Genomic DNA, 15,779 nt, shown 5'->3' with positions numbered 1-15,779 from the left:
GCAGACGTCTTGTTGGCACAAGGAGGCGGCACCTACGTTCCCAGCATGCTGACCTTCCTCGGCTTCGCCATGATCGCGACCTTCCTGGTCCTGATCATGCTGAAGAAAATGTCGCCCATCGCGGCGCTCGTCCTCATCCCCGCGCTCTTCTGCGTGTTCGCAGGCAAGAGCGCGTACCTCGGCGACTACGTCATCGACGGCGTCGGCAAGCTGGCCCCGACCGCCGCCATGCTGATGTTCGCCATCGTCTACTTCGGCGTGATGATCGACGTCGGCCTCTTCGACCCGATCGTGCGCGGCATCCTGCGGTTCTGCAAAGCCGACCCGGTCCGTGTGGTGGTCGGCACCGCCGTCCTGGCCGCGATCGTCTCGCTCGACGGCGACGGATCGACCACCTTCATGATCACGGTCTCGGCCATGTACCCGCTCTACAAGCGGCTGGGCCTGAGCCTGGTGGTGATGACGGGCGTCGCCGCCACCGCCAACGGCGTCATGAACACCCTCCCCTGGGGCGGCCCCACGGCCCGCGCCGCCACCGCCCTCAAGCTCGACGCGGCCGACATCTTCGTCCCGATGATCCCGGCCCTCGCGGTCGGTCTGCTCTTCGTCTTCGTCCTCGCCTACGTCCTCGGGCTGAAGGAGCGCCGCCGCGTCGGCCTCCTGGTCGTGCCCGGCGAGGAGGCGGAAGCGGAATCCGTCTCGCTCGTCGCCGCCGGCTCCGGTGCAGCCCCCGCCGCCGCCGCCGGCTCCGGCTCCGCGTCGGCCGCCGGATCCACCGGTTCCGCCACCTCCGCCACCTCCGCCTCCGCCACCCCCACCGGCGAAGGCGACGGCGATAACGGCTTCCAGGGCCTCGACCCCCACCGCGCCACCCTGCGTCCGCGCCTCTACTGGTTCAACGCAGGCCTCACCCTCACCCTCCTGACTGCCATGATCATGGAGCTGCTGCCCATTCCGGTGCTGTTCCTGCTCGGCGCCGCCCTCGCCCTCACCGTCAACTTCCCGCACATGCCCGACCAGAAGGCCCGGATCGCCGCCCACGCCGACAACGTCCTCAACGTCGCCGGCATGGTCTTCGCCGCCGCCGTCTTCACCGGCGTCCTCACCGGCACCGGCATGGTCAAGCACATGGCCGACTGGCTCGTCGGCGCCATCCCCGAGGGCATGGGCCCGCACATGGCCCTGGTCACCGGCCTGCTCAGCCTGCCGCTCACCTACTTCATGTCCAACGACGGCTTCTACTTCGGCGTCCTGCCCGTCCTGGCCGAGGCCGGCGCCGCCCACGGGGTCTCCCCGCTGGAGATCGCCCGCGCCTCCCTGGTCGGCCAGGCCCTGCACATGTCCAGCCCGCTGGTTCCGGCCGTCTACGTCCTCGTCGGCATGGCCAAGGTCGAGTTCGGCGATCACACCCGGTTCACCGTGAAATGGGCGGCTCTCACCTCTCTGGTCGTTCTCGCGGCAGGGATGCTTTTCGGCATCATCTGATCCCGGCCGCCTCTGGCGCGCAGAAAACTACCGACGCTAGTTTGTAGGGTGTTGGCGAGGTCAGGTCTACGCGCTCGTGCGTGCTCGGGAGGAATGACATGAAGGCCCACGACGGGATGTACATCGGCGGGGAATGGCGGCCCGCAGCCGGCCAGGACCGGATCGAGGTGGTCAACCCGGTCGACGAGCAGGTCATCGGCTCGGTTCCGGCCGGCACCGCCGAGGACGTGGACGCGGCCGTACGCGCGGCACGTGCCGCCCTGCCCGGCTGGGCGGCCACCGCTCCGGCCGAGCGGGGCGCCCTGATCGGAGCGCTGCGCGACGTCCTGGCCGCGCGCAAGAGCGAGATCGCCGAGACCATCACCGCCGAGCTCGGCTCGCCGCTCGGCTTCTCGGAGCTGGTCCACGTCGGATCGCCGATCGCCGTGGCCTCCTCGTACGCCGAGCTCGCGGCCTCGTACGCCTTCGAGGAGCGGATCGGGAACTCCACCGTCCTGCTGGAGCCGGTCGGTGTGGTCGGCGCCATCACGCCCTGGAACTATCCGCTGCACCAAGTCGTTGCAAAGGTGGCGCCCGCTCTCGCCGCCGGCTGCACCCTCGTCCTCAAGCCGGCCGAGGACACCCCGCTGACCGCACAGCTCTTCGCCGAAGCCGTGCACGAGGCGGGCATCCCGGCCGGAGTCTTCAACCTGGTGACCGGGACCGGCCCGGTCGCCGGCCAGGCCCTGGCCGCGCACGAGGGAGTGGACCTCGTCTCCTTCACCGGCTCGACCGCCGTCGGCAAGCAGATCGGCGCCACCGCCGGCGCCGCCGTCAAGCGGGTCGCCCTCGAGCTGGGCGGCAAATCGGCCAATGTCATCCTGCCCGGGGCTGACCTGGCCAAGGCCGTCGCGGCGGGCGTGGGCCACGTCATGAACAACACCGGCCAGAGCTGCAACGCGCTCACCCGGATGCTCGTCCACCGGGACCAGTACGAGGAGGCCGTCTCCCTCGCGGCCGCCGCCGTCGCCAAGTACCCCACCGGCGACCCCACCGACTCGGCCACCCGCCTCGGCCCCGTCGTCAACGCCAAGCAGCACGACCGCGTGCGCGGTTACATCGCCAAGGGCATCGAGGAGGGCGCCCGCCTCGTCGCCGGCGGCCCGGACGCGCCGCACGAGCAGGGGTACTTCGTCGCCCCGACCGTCTTCGCCGATGTCACACCCGACATGACCATCGCACAGGAGGAGATCTTCGGCCCTGTGCTGTCGATCCTCCCGTACGAGGACGAGGAGGACGCCCTGCGCATCGCCAACGGCACCGTCTACGGCCTGGGCGGCGCCGTCTGGGCCGCGGACGAGGAGACGGCCGTCGCCTTCGCACGCCGTATGGACACCGGGCAGGTGGACATCAACGGCGGCCGCTTCAACGTGCGCGCGCCCTTCGGCGGTTACAAGCAGTCGGGCGTCGGCCGCGAGCTGGGCCCGCACGGGCTGGCCGAGTACCTCCAGACCAAGTCCCTGCAGTTCTGAGCCGTCCTGCAATCCTGCCGTCCTGCACCCCTTGACGTCCTGCACCACTGACGTCCTGCCTTCCTGCCCCCTGCAGTCCTGCGGTTCTGAGCCGCCGCCCTCGACTACCAGACGGAGAAGACGACCATGGTCCGCGCCGCCATCCTGCCCGCCGTCGGAGCCCCGCTGGAGATACGGGAGATCGTGCTGCCCGATCCCGGCCCCGGGCAGGTCCGGGTGCGGCTCGCCGCAGCCGGGGTCTGCCACTCCGACCTCTCCCTGACCAACGGCACCATGCGCGTGCCCGTGCCCGCCGTCCTCGGCCACGAGGGCGCGGGCACGGTCCTCGCCGTCGGGGAGGGCGTCAGCCACGTCGCGCCTGGCGACGGGGTGGTGCTGAACTGGGCTCCATCCTGCGGGCAGTGCCACCACTGCACCATCGGCGAGGTCTGGCTCTGCGCCAACGCGCTCACCGGGGTCGGGGCCGTCTACGCGCACGACGCCCAGGGCACCGAACTGCACCCGGGGCTGAACGTGGCCGCCTTCGCCGAGGAGACGGTCGTCGCGGCCAACTGCGTGCTGCCCGCGCCCGCCGGGATCCCGCTCGCCGAGGCCGCCCTGCTCGGCTGCGCGGTCCTCACCGGCTACGGCGCCGTCCACCACAGTGCCCAGGTCCGCCCCGGCGAGTCCGTCGCCGTCTTCGGTGTCGGCGGTGTCGGACTGTCCGCCCTCCAGGCCGCCAGGATCGCCCAGGCGGGCCCGATCGTGGCCGTCGACGTCTCCCCGGCCAAGGAGGAACTGGCGCGCGCGGCCGGAGCCACGGACTTCGTGCTCGCCTCCGACACCACCGCCAAGCAGATCCGCGCCCTCACCGGCGGGCAGGGCGCGGACGTCGCCGTCGAGTGCGTCGGCCGGGCGGAAACCATCCGCGGAGCCTGGGAGTCCACCCGCCGCGGCGGCCGCACCACGGTGGTGGGCATCGGCGGCAAGGAGCAGCAGGTCACCTTCCACGCCCTGGAGATCTTCCACTTCGCCCGCACCCTCACCGGCTGCGTCTACGGCAACAGCGACCCCGCCCGCGACCTCCCGGTGATCGCCGAACACGTTCGCGCGGGCCGTCTCGACCTCGGCGCCCTGGTCACCGACCGCATCACCCTCGACGGCATCCCGGCGGCCTTCGACGCGATGCTGGCCGGCCAGGGCGGCCGCTCGCTCGTCGTCTTCTAGGCGGGAGCCGCAAGCCCCCGAGCCGAAAGCCGAAACAGAAAGGATCTCCGCCCACCGGCCCGGCCGGCGGGCGGAGTCAGGCCTCGGGCAGGGCCTCGTACTGCAGGGACAGGCCGTCCAGCAGCGCCGCCAGGCCCGTCTCGAAGGCGCCCTCGTCCACCTCCTGCCGGCGCTCCGCCAGCAGGTGGGCCTGGCCCAGGTGGGGGTAGTCCGACGGGTCGTATGCCGTCTCGTCGTCCACGAAACCCTGCGCGAACGAGGCCACTGCCGAGCCCAGGATGAAGTACCGCATCAGCGCGCCGATCCGGGTCGCCTGCGCCGGCGGCCAGCCCGCCGCCGTCATCGCGCCGAACACCGCGTCCGCCAGCCGCAGGCCCGCCGGGCGGCGGCCCGGTCCCCGCGCCAGCACCGGCACGATGTTCGGATGGTCGGACAGGGCGTCCCGGTACGAGTGAGCCCAGGTGTGCAGGGCGCCGCGCCAGTCCCGCCCGGACTCCGGCTCGAACATCGACAAGTCGACCCGCGCGCTCACCGCGTCCGCGACCGCCTCCAGGATCTCGTCCTTCGTACGGAAATGGTTGTAGAGGGACGGCCCGCTGACCCCCAGCGCCGCCGCCAGCCGCCGCGTCGACACCGCCTCCAGTCCCTCCGCGTCCACCAGCGCGCCCGCCGCCTCGACGATGCGGGCTCTGCTGAGGAGGGGCTTGCGCGGTCTGGCCATGCGCCACATAGTAGGGCCTGCCCGCCATAAACTACCGGTGCTAGTTAATGGCCCCGATGACCCGCCCGGAGGTGCCCGGTGAATCTGGAGCTGAGCGAGGAGCAGGCCGCCGTACGCAGACTGGCCCGCGAGTTCACCGAGCGCGAGGTCGGTCCGTACGCCGCCGAGTGGGACCGCGCCGAGAGCGTGGACCGGGCCATCGTGAAGAAGCTCGGCGCCCTGGGCTTCCTCGGCCTCACCGTCCCCGAGGAGTACGGCGGATCCGGCGGAGACCACCTCGCCTACGTCCTGGTCACCGAGGAACTCGGCCGCGGCGACTCCGCCGTGCGCGGCATCGTCTCCGTCTCCCTCGGCCTGGTCGCCAAGACCATCGCCGCTTGGGGGACCGAGGAACAGAAGCACGACTGGCTTCCCCGCCTGTGCTCCGGGGACGCGCTCGGCTGCTTCGGCCTGACCGAGCCGGGCACCGGCTCCGACGCCGGCAGCCTCACCACCCGCGCCGTGCGCGAGGGGGACTCGTACGTCGTGAGCGGCAGCAAGATGTTCATCACCAACGGCAGCTGGGCCGATGTCGTCCTGCTCTTCGCCCGCACCAACGACACCCCCGGCCACCGCGGGATCTCCGCCTTCCTCGTCCCCGCCGACAGTCCCGGCCTCACCCGCCGCGAGGTCCACGGCAAGCTCGGCCTGCGCGGCCAGGCCACCGCCGAACTCGCCCTCGACGGCGTCCGCGTGCCCGCCACCGCGATGCTCGGCCCCGAGGGCAAGGGGTTCTCGGTGGCCATGTCCGCCCTGGCCAAGGGGCGTATGTCGGTCGCCGCCGGCTGCGTCGGCATCGCCCAGGCGGCCCTGGACGCGGCCGTCTCGTACGCCGCCCAGCGCGAGCAGTTCGGCAAGCCGATCGCCCACCACCAGCTGGTCCAGGAGCTGATCGCCGACATCTCGGTCGACGTGGACGCCGCCCGCCTGCTGACCTGGCGGGTCGCGGACCTCATCGACCGCGGGCAGCCCTTCGCCACCGAGTCCTCCACCGCGAAGCTCTTCGCCTCCGAGGCCGCCGTGCGCGCCGCGAGCAACGCCCTCCAAGTACACGGCGGCTACGGCTACATCGACGAGTACCCGGCCGGGAAACTACTGCGCGACGCCCGCGTGATGACCCTGTACGAGGGCACCAGCCAGATCCAGAAGCTGCTCATCGGCCGCGCCCGCACCGGGGTTTCGGCCTTCTGACCTTATGAGTACGCGCATGAGTACGCGTGCGGATGCGGGACCCAGCGCATCGGCCGGATGCTGTGGCCATGAACGAGACACCGGTCAAGCAGCAGAGCACGGGGGCGTACTACGGCCAGGCCGTCGCCTCTTTCGGCATCGCCATGGGCGCCGTGGCCGTGGGGATCTACAACCTGGAGACCAACGGCTGGGTGCGGGCCTTCCTCGGCATCGCGGTCCTCTACCTCACCACCTCCGCGTTCACGCTCGCCAAGGTGATCCGCGACCGGCAGGAGGTCACCCAGATCGTCAGCCGGGTGGACCAGGCACGGATGGAGAAGATCATGGCGGAGTACGACCCGTTCGCGCCGAAGTAGCCAGCCCGAGCGAGCTAAGCGCTTGCTCACCCTCCGGTAGGCTGTGCAGTCCTACAGGGCGACGAGGGTGAGTGAGTGATGGACAGCGCGGAGGAGACGGCCGGCGGCTACCAGCCGTGGTCGGAGGTCACCCCCGACGCCGCGCGGCGGCTGCTCGTCGCCGCCGTCGACGCCTTCGCCGAGCGCGGGTACCACGCCACCACCACGCGGGACATCGCGGGCCGGGCCGGCATGAGCCCGGCCGCGCTCTACATCCACTACAAGACCAAGGAAGAGCTGCTCCACCGGATCAGCCGGATCGGCCACGACAAGGCGCTGGAGATCCTGACCTCGGCCGCCGACGGTCCCGGCTCCGCCGCGGAGCGGCTCGACGCGGCCGTACGGTCCTTCGTGCGGTGGCACGCGGCGCATCACACCACCGCGCGCGTGGTCCAGTACGAGCTCGATGCTCTCGCTCCGGAGCACCGCTCCGACATCGTGACACTGCGCCGGCAGAGCGACGCCGCCGTACGCCGGATCCTCGCCGACGGGGTGACAGCGGGGGAGTTCGACGTCCCCGACGTGCCGGGCACCACTCTCGCCGTGCTCTCGCTCTGCATCGACGTGGCCCGCTGGTTCAGCGCGGCCGGACAGCGCACGCCCGACGAGGTCGGCGCGCTCTACGCCGACCTCGTGCTCCGCATGGTGGGCGCGCGCACTCAGAAGTAGTAGCGGGACACCGACTCCGCGACGCACACCGGCTTGTCGCCGCCCTCGCGCTCGACCGTGACCGTGGCCGTCACCTGTACGCCGCCACCGGCCTCCGTGACGTCCGTGATCACGGCGGTGGAGCGCAGCCGCGACCCGACGGGCACCGGCGCCGGGAAACGCACCTTGTTGACCCCGTAGTTGATGCCCATCTTCATGCCCTCGACCCGCATGGTCTGCGGTACCAGGCTGGGCAGCAGGGACAGGGTCAGATAGCCGTGCGCGATCGTGGAGCCGAAGGGCCCGTCCGCCGCCCGCACCGGGTCCACGTGGATCCACTGGTGGTCGCCGGTGGCGTCCGCGAAGAGGTCGATCCGCTTCTGGTCCACCTCCAGCCACCCGCTCGGGCCCAACGGCTCGCCGATCCCGGCGTGCAACTCCTCGGCGGACGTGAAGACCCTCGGCTCGGCCATGCCCTGCTCCTGCCTCTCACTCACGGATTCACGGACTCGCGCATAGCGCTGGGCGAATAAGCGCTTGCTCAGCATGCGGGGACCGTATGGGTATGTCAACGGACCTCCGACTACCCTCGGCCTGGTGCCGCAGATTCCCGAGAACGTCCATGAACTCACCGTCGGACAGCTGTCCGCCCGCAGCGGCGCGGCCGTCTCCGCGCTCCACTTCTACGAGTCCAAGGGCCTGATCAGCAGCCGCCGCACCTCCGGCAACCAGCGCCGCTACACCCGCGACGCACTGCGCCGGGTGGCCTTCGTACGGGCCGCGCAGCGGGTGGGCATCCCGCTCGCCAGCATCCGCGACGCCCTCGCCCAACTCCCCGAGGAGCGCACCCCCACCCACGAGGACTGGGCCCGCCTCTCCGAGGCCTGGCGCACCGAACTCGACCAGCGGATCGCCCGACTCGGCCGGCTGCGCGACCACCTGACGGACTGCATCGGCTGCGGCTGCCTCTCGCTGGAGACGTGCGCGCTCTCCAACCCGGACGACATCTTCGGCGAAAAGTTCACCGGCTCCCGGTTGTAGCCGCCGGTCCGCCCACCGCCGGTCCTCCGCGGCCCGCCCGGTCCCGTGCGGCCCGGCCGAGCGCGGCCCGGTCCAGCGCCACCCGGGCCGCCGCCACCAGCTGCGCGTTCGACCGGGCCCGCCGACCGTCCGGCAGGTGCAGCACATCCCCTACGCCGGTCCGCGCGCCCGTACCGCACCGCGCCGCCAGCCGCAGCACCGGCCAGGCGGCGGCCTCCCGCCCGTACAGCAGCACCGCCACCGGCGGCAGTCCCCGCAGCCCGGCCACCAGCGCCGGATCGGCCGCCGCGAGCTCGGCCGCCAGCCGGACCCGCCCGGGCGCGCGTACCGGCCAGGCCAGGAACCGGGCCATCGGCTCCGGCCCGGCCGGCCCACCCAGCGGCACCACCGCGTCCACCGCGACCCCCCGCGCCAGCAGGGCCTCCGCCAGCTCCGCGGCCCCCGGCTCCGCGAAGCCCACCGCCGCCCGGTCCGGCAGCACCGTCCAGGACCGCACCCGCTCCAGCCGCCCGGCCGGATCCGGCTCGGCCCCCACACTCGCCGGCACAGACAGCGGTACGAGGACCCCCGCGCCCCGCATCGCCTCCAGCACCGGCCCGACCACGCGCGGCGACAGGCTCTCCCGCCCGCAGGGGGTCCGCGGATGCACGACCACCTCCCCGGCCCCGGCAGCCACCGCGGCCAGAGCCGACTCCACCAGGTCCGCCGGGGACATCGGCACGGCCGGCCCGTCGGCACCGCTCCGGGTGCCGTTCAGCGACACCGCCGGCAACACCGCCGGCGACACGGGCAGCGGCAACGGCGCCGGCAGCGCGGGTCTCACGCCGCCCCCGCCGCGGGGACGTCCGCCAGCGCCGGTCTCGGAACCACGATCCCGCAGCCCCCGCACACCGGCCCGTCCCAGGCCCACGTCCCCTCCCAGGGCCCGACCGGGGCCGAGGGGGCCGCCATGTCCGGCCACTGCAGCTCCTGCTCCCCGCAGACCGGGCACGCCGTCCCCGGCTGCGACTCCAGCACCCGCACCAGCCGCCGCAGGACCTCGCCCAGCGCCCCCTCCGGCCGCACCCCCGGATCCGCGCACCGCACCACCGCGTCCCCGCTCCCGCCCCACGCCCACTCCGGCCGGCGCAGCCCGTGGTACTTCTCCCGTCTGCGCCGCTCCGCGAACTGGCGCTCGTACTCCAGCCAGACCGCGCGTGCGTCCTCCAGCTCCTCCAGAGCGGCCACCAGCCGCAGTGGATCCGCCCCCCGGTCCTCGGGGGCGATCCCGTGCCGGTCGCACAGGTGCCACCACGTGGCCCTGTGCCCGTACGGCGCGAACCGCTCCAGGCAGCGGCGCAGGGAATGGCGCCGCAGGGCCCGATCATTGCGTGCGTCGCGCACCTGGTAGGCCAGACTCCGGAATCCCGCCATCACACCTTCACCTCCGCCGATGTGCCCAACATGCCCGGCAGCCTGCGGGCGCATGCAAGGGCGGACGAGGCGTGCGGGTGACACATGGCCGGAAGTCAGCGCCCCATGCGCCCCGCGGCAACCACCACCCGGGCCAGTTCTTCGTGGCAGATGTCGCTGTGCGCCCCCGAGGGGACGCCGCCGCGCCGCACCACCGAACCCGCGTCCACGCTGACGCAACCGCTCGCGGGCAGCCCCTCCCGCAGGGCCGCGTCGAGGGTCAGCCGGGGCGCGCCCGGCAGCGCCTGCACCCCGTCGTGCCCGATCGCCCCCCACCGCTCGTCGAAGCCCAGCAGTCCGGCCGAATCCCCTGCCATCCGGGAGGCCAGCGGATAGAACACCTTGAGGGAGGTGTCGTGCGGGGAGTGGCAGGCGACCACCGGTCCGTCGACCCTCCGCTGGAGGCCGGCGAGGGCGCCGCCGCGGCCCCTGTCGTGCGGCAGCCGGTCGCAGAACGCGTAGTGCGAGAACGCGCCCTGGAGCAGGGTCAGCGAGGTCACGTGCCGGGCCCCGTCCGGTACGGCGCGCAGCGAGAAGGACACCACGCGCGCGCCGAAGCTGTGCCCGATCAGGTGGATCCGCACCCCCGGACGGCGGCGCGCCAGCTCGGCCAGCACCGGACCGAGACCGCGTTCGCCGACGACCCCCGCCCGCTTCTTCATCTCGTAGTACGCCGCCTGCCTCAGCAGCTCCTTGGCGCCCTTCCACAGCCCGCGCAGCCCGCCGCCGGCCGAGAGGCCCCGCGCGTTGTCGCCGCCGCCGCCGCCGCCGTCGCCGTCGCCGTCGCCGTCGCCGTCGCCGTCGCCGTCGCTGTCGCCGGGCGGGGCCCCCGCCTCGGCCAGCGCGAGGGTGAGGGTGCGGCACACGTCCAGGACGTCCTCCGAGAAGAGGGCGGGCACCGCCGGGGCGACCGCCGCGGGTGCGGCGTCCACCCCGGCCAGCTCGCGCACCAGCGCCCCGAATTCGACGAAGGCCGCCGCCGACTCCGGCCGCTCCTCCAGCAGTTCGGCCACCCGGTCCAGCTCCGCCTCCCGCCCGGGCCAGAACTCCCCGAGAGCCTGCCGGGTGCCGCGGTCGAGCGCCGTCCCGAAGCCGGGCTCGGCGAGCGCGCCGGGCGTGTCGAAGTCCGGTATCGGCTCGTCAGAGAACCGGATCGAAGGCCATACGACACCCACGTACCCCAGCCGTATCTGCGGCCCCACCAGCCCAGGGAAGGGGGCGAAGAAGCGGTCGTAGAGCCGGGTCGCGGTGGACCGGTCGCTGTTCCATCCGTGCGCGAAGACCAGCAGGTCCGTGGCCTCGATCCGGCCCACCGCCTCCTGCGTGGCGCGGTCCACGTCCCCCTCCGCGTCGAAGGTCAGCTCCGTGTACGGCCCGACCCCGATACCCGTCCCATCTGACATGACGTCCCCCCTCCACGCCGCGCCCTTCCGGTGCCACCAGCATCCTGCTGCGGCCCCCGAACGGCTAGAGGCCGGCTCACCCGTACAGCAGGTACTCCTCGCGCACCGCCTCGAAGCGGGCCAGGCCCGCCGCCCAGTCATCCGCGATCTCCTCCACCCCGGCTCCCGCGTCCACCAGCTTCCGCACCCGGTCCGAGCCCGTCAGCCGGTCGATCCAGTGGTCCTCGCGCCAGGCGAAGCCGCTCCACGCCCGCCGCGCGGTCACCAGCAGGCCGATTCCGGCCCGGACCGGATCGAAGGCCTCCCGGTCGTGCACGATCAGCCGGATCCCGCCGCAGACCTTCCCCGCGTGCTTGGAGAACGTGGGCGTGAAGTACGCCTCCCGGAACCACACCCCGGGCAGGTCCAGCGCGTTCGCCGCCCCGGCCCACCGGCGGTCGATGCCCTCCGCGCCCACCACCTCGAAGGGGGTGGTCGTCCCGCGCCCCTCGGACAGGTTCGTCCCCTCGAACAGGCAGGTGCCGGCGTACGCGAGTGCCGTGTCCGGGGTCGGCATGTTCGGGCTCGGCGGCACCCAGGGCAGCCCGGTCTCGCAGAAGAACGACTCGCGCCGCCACCCGGCCATCTCCACCGTGCGCAGCCTGGCCGGATTGCCGGCCAGGAACGCGCCGTTGAACAGCAGGGCCAGCTCCGCCGCCGTCATCCCGTGCGCGAGCGCGATCGGCTCCCGGCCCACGAAGCTCGCGTACGACCGCTCCAGCACCGGCCCCGCCGCCCGCCGGCCGCCCACGGGGTTGGGCCGGTCCAGCACCACCACCGCCTTGTCCGCGAGCGCGGCGGCGCGCATGCAGTCGTACAGGGTCCAGATGTAGGTGTAGAACCGCGCCCCGACGTCCTGGATGTCGAAGACGACCGTGTCGATCCCGGCCGCTGTGAACAGGTCCGCGAGCCGCTGCCCGCTCTTGTCGTACGTGTCCCACACCGGCAGGCCCGTCGCCGGATCCCGGGAGGCCCCCTCGGAGTCCCCGGCCTGCGCCGTCCCGCGGAAGCCGTGTTCCGGCCCGAACACCGCGACCAGGTTCACGCGCTCGTCCGCGTGCAGTACGTCGACCAGGTGGCGGGCGTCGGCGGTGATCCCGGTGGGGTTGGTGACCACCCCGACCCGCTGCCCGGCCAGTACGGCGTACCCGTCCGCGGCGAGCCGTTCGAACCCGGTGCGCACCCGGTCCGCCCGCCCGGCCGGCGCGGCCCGCCCGGCCGGCCATGCGCTCGGCGCGGCGGCTCCCACGGCTCCCACCGCCCCCACCGCTCCCATGGCCCCCGCCAGTCCCAGCACCCCGCGTCGCGACAGCGTCATCCGGCCACGCTAGGAGTCAGACCCCTTCCCCGCCGACATACCGACTGGTTAGTCTGCCCGCTGTCAGTGATTGAGCACAGTCGCCGTCCCGCCCCGAAAGGTGATCCCCGTGAGCGAGTACCAGGACCAGCGAGTCGTCGTCACCGGAGCGGGCGGCGGCATCGGCGCGGCCCTCGCCCGTCGCTTCGCCGCCGAGGGGGCGACCGTCGTCGTCAACGACCTCGACCCCGCCAAGGCCGCCTCCGTGGCGGGCGGCATCGGCGCCCGCGCGATCGCGGTACCGGGAGACGCCTCGGCGATCGTGGCCCAGGCCCGCGAGGCACTCGGCGGCACGGTCGACATCTACTGCGCCAACGCCGGACTCGCATCGGGCGGCGACGCGTTCGCCGACGAGGCCGTGTGGGAGGCGGCCTGGGACACCAACGTCATGGCCCACGTCCGTGCCGCCCGACTGCTGCTGCCCGACTGGCTGGAGCGGGGGGACGGCCGCTTCGTGTCCACCGTCTCCGCCGCCGGACTGCTGACCATGATCGGGGCGGCCCCGTACAGTGTCACCAAGCACGGTGCGCTCGCCTTCGCCGAATGGCTCTCGCTGACCTACCGCCACCGCGGTGTGCAGGTCCACGCCATCTGCCCGCAAGGGGTGCGCACCGACATGCTGACCGCCGCGGGCTCGGCGGGCGAACTCGTCCTCGCGCCGACCGCGATCGAGCCGGAAGCGGTCGTGGACGCACTGTTCGACGGCATGGAGAAGGGCCGGTTCTTGATCCTCCCGCACCCCGAGGTCGCGGACTTCTACGCGGCCCGCGCCACCGAACCCGACCGCTGGCTGAGCGGCATGAACCACCTCCAGCAGAAGTGGGAGGCCCGGTGACCCCGACCCCCTCTCCCTCCTCCTCCGTACCGGCGTCCCCGGCCTCCGGTTACGCGGCCCGGCCCTGGCTCGCCCTGCTCAGCCCGGCCCAGCGTGCCCCCGTCGCACCCCCGCCGACCGTGCTGCACGCATTCCGCGACGCCGTGGCCCGCGCCCCCGAGCGCACCGCGCTGGCCTACTTCGACGGCCGCACGAGCTACGCCGAGGCCGACGCGCTCTCCGGCTCCGTCGCCGGGCACCTCGCCGCGCGGGGCATCCGCCGCGGGGACCGGGTCGCCGTGATGCTGCAGAACACCCCGCACTTCGTGCTGGCCGTCCTCGCCGCCTGGAAGGCCGGGGCCGTCGTCGTCCCGCTCAACCCCATGTACAAGTCCGGCGAGGTCGGCCACATCCTGCGCGACTCGGGGGCCGCCGCGCTGGTCTGCGACGGCCGCGCCTGGTCGGAGTACCTCCACGAGGCCGTCCGGGGCACGGCTGTACGGACCACGCTGACCGTCCGTGACCGGGACTTCCAGACCCGCGACGACCAGCGGCTCTTCGGCCCGGCGGCGCCGGACCCGCAGCCCGCGCCGCAGCCTCCGGCCGGCTCGCCGGCCGCTCCCTTGACCCCGGACGCGACCCCGTATGCGGCCCCGGATACGACTCCCGATGCGAACCCCGACACGGCCGATCTCGCCACCGTGGCCCGCCAAGGCCGCCCCGCGCCGCCCGATGCGCACCTCACCGCCGCCGACACCGCCCTCATCAGCTACACCTCGGGCACCAGCGGCACCCCCAAGGGCGCCATGAACCCGCACGGCGCACTCACGTACAACGCGATACGACAGGTCATCGGTCACCCCCTTCCCGAGGGCGCCACCTACTTCGCCCTCGCCCCGCTCTTCCACATCACCGGCATGGTCTGCGAGCTCGCCACCTGCATCGCCAACGCCGGCACCCTCGTCCTCGCCCACCGCTTCGACGCCGGAGTCGTCCTCGACGCCTTCCTCGAACACCGCCCCGCCTACACCGTCGGCCCGGCCACCGCCTTCATGGCCCTCACCGCCCACCCCGGCGTCACCCCCGACCACTTCGCCTCCTTCCAGGTGATCTCCTCCGGCGGCGCCCCGCTGCCGCCCGCCCTCGTCGAACGGCTGCGCGCCTCCTTCGGCTTCTACCTGCGCAACGGCTACGGCCTCACCGAGTGCACCGCCCCCTGCGCCTCGGTCCCTCCCCACCTCGAAGCCCCCGTCGACCCCGCCTCCGGCACCCTCTCGGTGGGCCTGCCCGGCGCCGACACCGTCGTGCGCATCCTCGACGAGCGGGGAGCCGAGGTCCCCTTCGGCGAGACCGGCGAGATAGCCGTCCGCGGACCGCAGGTCGTGCCCGGGTACTGGGGCCTGCCCGCCGACACCGCCAAGGCCTTTCCGGACGGTGAACTGCGCACGGGGGACGTCGGGTTCATGGACGCGGCCGGCTGGCTCTACGTCGTCGACCGCAAGAAGGACATGATCAACGCCTCCGGCTTCAAGGTCTGGCCGCGCGAGGTCGAGGACGTGCTCTACACCCACCCGGCCGTCCGCGAGGCGGCCGTCGTCGGCGTCCCCGACCCCTACCGCGGCGAGAGCGTCAAGGCGTACGTCAGCCTGCGCCCCGGCACCTCGGCCGAACCGGCGGAGCTGTCCGCGTACTGCGCCGCGCGCATCGCCGCGTACAAATACCCGCGGGAGGTGGAGATCCTGCCTGTCCTTCCGAAGACGACCAGTGGCAAGATCCTGCGACGGGAACTGCGCGACCGCGGCTGAAAACAGTCGGACGGCCGTACAGCTGGGAATGGGAAGGGAAGGTCGGCGCCATGGCTGCCAGGACCACGGAACCCGAAGGCACGCGCGAGGCCCCGGTGCCGCAGCGGCTGCTGGCCGTCGCCACCCGGCTCTTCGCCGAGCGCGGCTACGACCGCACCTCCGTGCAGGAGATCGTCGAGGCGGCCGGGGTCACCAAGGGTGCGCTCTACCACTACTTCGGGTCCAAGGACGATCTGCTGCACGAGGTGTACGCGCGCATGCTGCGCCTCCAGCAGCAGCGGCTCGACGCGGTGGCCGATTCCGACGCCCCCGTCGAGGAGCGGCTGCGGGCGGCCGCCGCCGACGTGGTCGTCACCACCATCGAGAACCTCGACGACGCGATGATCTTCTTCCGGTCGATGCACCAGCTCAGCCCGGAGAAGTTCAAGCAGGTACGGGCCGAGCGCCGGCGCTACCACGAGCGCTTCCGGGCGCTGGTCGAGGAGGGCCAGCGTACGGGGGTGTTCTCCAGCGCCACCCCCGCCGACCTGGTGGTGGACTACCACTTCGGATCCGTGCACCATCTGTCCACCTGGTACCGCACGGACGGCCCGCTCACCCCGCAGCAGGTCGCCGACCACCTCGCCGACCTTTTGCTGCGCGCGCTCCGCCCCTAAGACCGACCGGCAAATG

Annotated in this window: 16 protein-coding genes; 10 read left to right on the top strand and 6 right to left on the bottom strand. The window is 72.9% G+C overall.

Annotated features, from left to right (window positions below):
* Positions 1-45 precede the first annotated feature (45 nt).
* From J7E94_RS01920 to J7E94_RS01910, 3 genes are all read left to right on the top strand, one after another.
* Entirely contained in the window at positions 46-1,485 is a 1,440-nt protein-coding gene (locus tag J7E94_RS01920; protein ID WP_215011749.1) for a CitMHS family transporter, read from the top strand.
* Between the two features lie 98 nt (positions 1,486-1,583).
* Positions 1,584-2,996 carry an aldehyde dehydrogenase family protein gene (locus J7E94_RS01915; RefSeq protein ID WP_215011747.1) on the top strand — a complete coding sequence of 471 codons (1,413 nt, stop codon included), beginning with the start codon at positions 1,584-1,586 and terminating at the stop codon, positions 2,994-2,996.
* 126 nt (positions 2,997-3,122) lie between these two features.
* Entirely contained in the window at positions 3,123-4,202 is a 1,080-nt protein-coding gene (locus J7E94_RS01910) for a Zn-dependent alcohol dehydrogenase (protein WP_215011745.1), read from the top strand.
* A 76-nt stretch (positions 4,203-4,278) separates the two neighbouring features.
* On the opposite strand, the gene J7E94_RS01905 is transcribed toward J7E94_RS01910, so the two are convergent.
* On the bottom strand, positions 4,279-4,923 hold the full coding sequence (locus J7E94_RS01905; RefSeq protein WP_215011743.1) for a TetR/AcrR family transcriptional regulator: 645 nt from the start codon (positions 4,921-4,923) through the stop codon (positions 4,279-4,281).
* 78 nt (positions 4,924-5,001) lie between these two features.
* Here J7E94_RS01905 and J7E94_RS01900 point away from each other — a divergent pair, with 78 nt between their 5' ends.
* From J7E94_RS01900 to J7E94_RS01890, 3 genes are all read left to right on the top strand, one after another.
* Positions 5,002-6,153, top strand: coding sequence for an acyl-CoA dehydrogenase family protein (locus J7E94_RS01900; RefSeq protein ID WP_215011741.1), 1,152 nt, complete (start codon positions 5,002-5,004; stop codon positions 6,151-6,153).
* A 68-nt stretch (positions 6,154-6,221) separates the two neighbouring features.
* A complete protein-coding gene (locus tag J7E94_RS01895) occupies positions 6,222-6,509 on the top strand; it encodes a YiaA/YiaB family inner membrane protein (protein ID WP_215011739.1) in 288 nt (95 codons plus the stop codon).
* A 78-nt stretch (positions 6,510-6,587) separates the two neighbouring features.
* The gene (locus J7E94_RS01890; protein WP_215011737.1) at positions 6,588-7,217 is read left to right on the top strand and encodes a TetR/AcrR family transcriptional regulator; all 630 of its coding nucleotides are present in this window, start codon (positions 6,588-6,590) and stop codon (positions 7,215-7,217) included.
* Here J7E94_RS01890 and J7E94_RS01885 read toward each other — a convergent pair.
* Positions 7,208-7,669: a MaoC family dehydratase gene (locus J7E94_RS01885; protein ID WP_215011735.1), complete on the bottom strand. Its 462-nt coding sequence runs from the start codon at positions 7,667-7,669 to the stop codon at positions 7,208-7,210. The genes J7E94_RS01890 and J7E94_RS01885 overlap by 10 nt on opposite strands.
* Positions 7,670-7,793: 124 nt before the next feature.
* Here J7E94_RS01885 and soxR point away from each other — a divergent pair, with 124 nt between their 5' ends.
* Positions 7,794-8,237 (top strand): redox-sensitive transcriptional activator SoxR, encoded by a 444-nt coding sequence (soxR, locus tag J7E94_RS01880; RefSeq protein ID WP_308344382.1) that lies wholly within the window; start codon positions 7,794-7,796, stop codon positions 8,235-8,237.
* Here soxR and J7E94_RS01875 read toward each other — a convergent pair.
* The 4 genes from J7E94_RS01875 to J7E94_RS01860 all read right to left on the bottom strand — a co-directional run bounded on the left by J7E94_RS01875 (position 8,218) and on the right by J7E94_RS01860 (position 12,449).
* Positions 8,218-9,060 (bottom strand): 3-keto-5-aminohexanoate cleavage protein, encoded by an 843-nt coding sequence (locus tag J7E94_RS01875; RefSeq protein WP_308344381.1) that lies wholly within the window; start codon positions 9,058-9,060, stop codon positions 8,218-8,220. The two genes, soxR and J7E94_RS01875, sit on opposite strands and share 20 nt — an antisense overlap.
* The gene (locus J7E94_RS01870; RefSeq protein ID WP_215011731.1) at positions 9,057-9,650 is read right to left on the bottom strand and encodes a hypothetical protein; all 594 of its coding nucleotides are present in this window, start codon (positions 9,648-9,650) and stop codon (positions 9,057-9,059) included. The genes J7E94_RS01875 and J7E94_RS01870 overlap by 4 nt, the downstream gene beginning before the upstream one ends.
* A 95-nt stretch (positions 9,651-9,745) precedes the next feature.
* Positions 9,746-11,092: a serine-threonine protein kinase gene (locus J7E94_RS01865; RefSeq protein WP_215011729.1), complete on the bottom strand. Its 1,347-nt coding sequence runs from the start codon at positions 11,090-11,092 to the stop codon at positions 9,746-9,748.
* A 76-nt stretch (positions 11,093-11,168) separates the two neighbouring features.
* Positions 11,169-12,449, bottom strand: a complete 1,281-nt coding sequence (locus tag J7E94_RS01860) for an exo-beta-N-acetylmuramidase NamZ domain-containing protein (protein WP_215011727.1) — start codon at positions 12,447-12,449, stop codon at positions 11,169-11,171.
* Between the two features lie 100 nt (positions 12,450-12,549).
* On the opposite strand from J7E94_RS01860, the gene J7E94_RS01855 reads away from it, so the two are divergent.
* Genes J7E94_RS01855 through J7E94_RS01845 form a run of 3 tightly spaced genes read left to right on the top strand, consistent with a single transcriptional unit; the run spans position 12,550 to position 15,763 of the window.
* Positions 12,550-13,323 (top strand): SDR family oxidoreductase, encoded by a 774-nt coding sequence (locus J7E94_RS01855; RefSeq protein WP_215011725.1) that lies wholly within the window; start codon positions 12,550-12,552, stop codon positions 13,321-13,323.
* Positions 13,320-15,107 carry a class I adenylate-forming enzyme family protein gene (locus J7E94_RS01850; RefSeq protein WP_215011723.1) on the top strand — a complete coding sequence of 596 codons (1,788 nt, stop codon included), beginning with the start codon at positions 13,320-13,322 and terminating at the stop codon, positions 15,105-15,107. The genes J7E94_RS01855 and J7E94_RS01850 overlap by 4 nt, the downstream gene beginning before the upstream one ends.
* Positions 15,108-15,157: 50 nt before the next feature.
* Positions 15,158-15,763 (top strand): TetR/AcrR family transcriptional regulator, encoded by a 606-nt coding sequence (locus J7E94_RS01845; RefSeq protein ID WP_215011721.1) that lies wholly within the window; start codon positions 15,158-15,160, stop codon positions 15,761-15,763.
* Positions 15,764-15,779 lie beyond the last annotated feature (16 nt).

The organism is Streptomyces sp. ISL-94 (genome assembly GCF_018614075.1).
Taxonomy (GTDB): Bacteria; Actinomycetota; Actinomycetes; order Streptomycetales; family Streptomycetaceae; genus Streptomyces.
The sequence above is the reverse complement of the archived record's forward strand: the minus strand, read 5'-3'. Positions and strand labels throughout refer to the sequence as shown.

Excerpts from the sequence above, each read along its gene's own strand:
- J7E94_RS01860 (WP_215011727.1), bottom strand. The coding sequence starts at position 12,449 with ATGACGCTGTCGCGACGCGGGGTGCTGGGACTGGCGGGGGCCATGGGA.
- J7E94_RS01890 (WP_215011737.1), top strand. The coding sequence starts at position 6,588 with ATGGACAGCGCGGAGGAGACGGCCGGCGGCTACCAGCCGTGGTCGGAG.
- J7E94_RS01895 (WP_215011739.1), top strand. The coding sequence starts at position 6,222 with ATGAACGAGACACCGGTCAAGCAGCAGAGCACGGGGGCGTACTACGGC.
- J7E94_RS01920 (WP_215011749.1), top strand. The coding sequence starts at position 46 with ATGCTGACCTTCCTCGGCTTCGCCATGATCGCGACCTTCCTGGTCCTG.
- J7E94_RS01910 (WP_215011745.1), top strand. The coding sequence starts at position 3,123 with ATGGTCCGCGCCGCCATCCTGCCCGCCGTCGGAGCCCCGCTGGAGATA.
- J7E94_RS01915 (WP_215011747.1), top strand. The coding sequence starts at position 1,584 with ATGAAGGCCCACGACGGGATGTACATCGGCGGGGAATGGCGGCCCGCA.
- J7E94_RS01905 (WP_215011743.1), bottom strand. The coding sequence starts at position 4,923 with ATGGCCAGACCGCGCAAGCCCCTCCTCAGCAGAGCCCGCATCGTCGAG.
- J7E94_RS01885 (WP_215011735.1), bottom strand. The coding sequence starts at position 7,669 with ATGGCCGAGCCGAGGGTCTTCACGTCCGCCGAGGAGTTGCACGCCGGG.
- J7E94_RS01870 (WP_215011731.1), bottom strand. The coding sequence starts at position 9,650 with ATGGCGGGATTCCGGAGTCTGGCCTACCAGGTGCGCGACGCACGCAAT.
- J7E94_RS01845 (WP_215011721.1), top strand. The coding sequence starts at position 15,158 with ATGGCTGCCAGGACCACGGAACCCGAAGGCACGCGCGAGGCCCCGGTG.
- J7E94_RS01865 (WP_215011729.1), bottom strand. The coding sequence starts at position 11,092 with ATGTCAGATGGGACGGGTATCGGGGTCGGGCCGTACACGGAGCTGACC.